The 1713-nt window shown below is 52.9% G+C and carries 1 rRNA gene; it reads right to left on the bottom strand.

What is annotated here, in order from left to right:
* Window positions 1–27: 27 nt before the first annotated feature.
* A 16S ribosomal RNA gene (locus tag DFO52_RS22950) occupies window positions 28–1567 on the bottom strand.
* Window positions 1568–1713: the final 146 nt, after the last annotated feature.

Below are 1713 nucleotides of genomic sequence, written 5' to 3'. Positions count from 1 at the left end.
GACACTACAAAGGCAGGTTCTTTAAGGTAAGGAGGTGATCCAACCGCAGGTTCCCCTACGGTTACCTTGTTACGACTTCACCCCAGTCATGAATCACAAAGTGGTAAGCGCCCTCCCGAAGGTTAAGCTACCTACTTCTTTTGCAACCCACTCCCATGGTGTGACGGGCGGTGTGTACAAGGCCCGGGAACGTATTCACCGTAGCATTCTGATCTACGATTACTAGCGATTCCGACTTCATGGAGTCGAGTTGCAGACTCCAATCCGGACTACGACGCACTTTATGAGGTCCGCTTGCTCTCGCGAGGTCGCTTCTCTTTGTATGCGCCATTGTAGCACGTGTGTAGCCCTACTCGTAAGGGCCATGATGACTTGACGTCATCCCCACCTTCCTCCAGTTTATCACTGGCAGTCTCCTTTGAGTTCCCGGCCGAACCGCTGGCAACAAAGGATAAGGGTTGCGCTCGTTGCGGGACTTAACCCAACATTTCACAACACGAGCTGACGACAGCCATGCAGCACCTGTCTCAGAGTTCCCGAAGGCACCAATCCATCTCTGGAAAGTTCTCTGGATGTCAAGAGTAGGTAAGGTTCTTCGCGTTGCATCGAATTAAACCACATGCTCCACCGCTTGTGCGGGCCCCCGTCAATTCATTTGAGTTTTAACCTTGCGGCCGTACTCCCCAGGCGGTCGACTTAACGCGTTAGCTCCGGAAGCCACTCCTCAAGGGAACAACCTCCAAGTCGACATCGTTTACGGCGTGGACTACCAGGGTATCTAATCCTGTTTGCTCCCCACGCTTTCGCACCTGAGCGTCAGTCTTTGTCCAGGGGGCCGCCTTCGCCACCGGTATTCCTCCAGATCTCTACGCATTTCACCGCTACACCTGGAATTCTACCCCCCTCTACAAGACTCTAGCCTGCCAGTTTCGAATGCAGTTCCCAGGTTGAGCCCGGGGATTTCACATCCGACTTGACAGACCGCCTGCGTGCGCTTTACGCCCAGTAATTCCGATTAACGCTTGCACCCTCCGTATTACCGCGGCTGCTGGCACGGAGTTAGCCGGTGCTTCTTCTGCGGGTAACGTCAATTGCTGAGGTTATTAACCTCAACACCTTCCTCCCCGCTGAAAGTACTTTACAACCCGAAGGCCTTCTTCATACACGCGGCATGGCTGCATCAGGCTTGCGCCCATTGTGCAATATTCCCCACTGCTGCCTCCCGTAGGAGTCTGGACCGTGTCTCAGTTCCAGTGTGGCTGGTCATCCTCTCAGACCAGCTAGGGATCGTCGCCTAGGTGAGCCGTTACCCCACCTACTAGCTAATCCCATCTGGGCACATCTGATGGCAAGAGGCCCGAAGGTCCCCCTCTTTGGTCTTGCGACGTTATGCGGTATTAGCTACCGTTTCCAGTAGTTATCCCCCTCCATCAGGCAGTTTCCCAGACATTACTCACCCGTCCGCCGCTCGTCACCCAGGAGCAAGCTCCCTGTGCTACCGCTCGACTTGCATGTGTTAGGCCTGCCGCCAGCGTTCAATCTGAGCCATGATCAAACTCTTCAATTTAAGTTTGATGCTCGTGAATTAAACTTCGTAATGAATTACGTATGTTCACTCAGAGACTTGGTATTCATTTTTCGTCTTGCGACGTTAAGAATCCATGTCACTTTGAGTGCCCACACAGATTGTCTGATAAATTGTTAAAGAGCAGT

The sequence above is a fragment of the Enterobacter sp. AG326 genome, from assembly GCF_004362415.1.
Classification (GTDB): domain Bacteria; phylum Pseudomonadota; class Gammaproteobacteria; order Enterobacterales; family Enterobacteriaceae; genus Enterobacter; species Enterobacter asburiae.
Note: the sequence above shows the minus strand (reverse complement) of the source record. Positions and strands in the feature narration are given on the sequence as shown.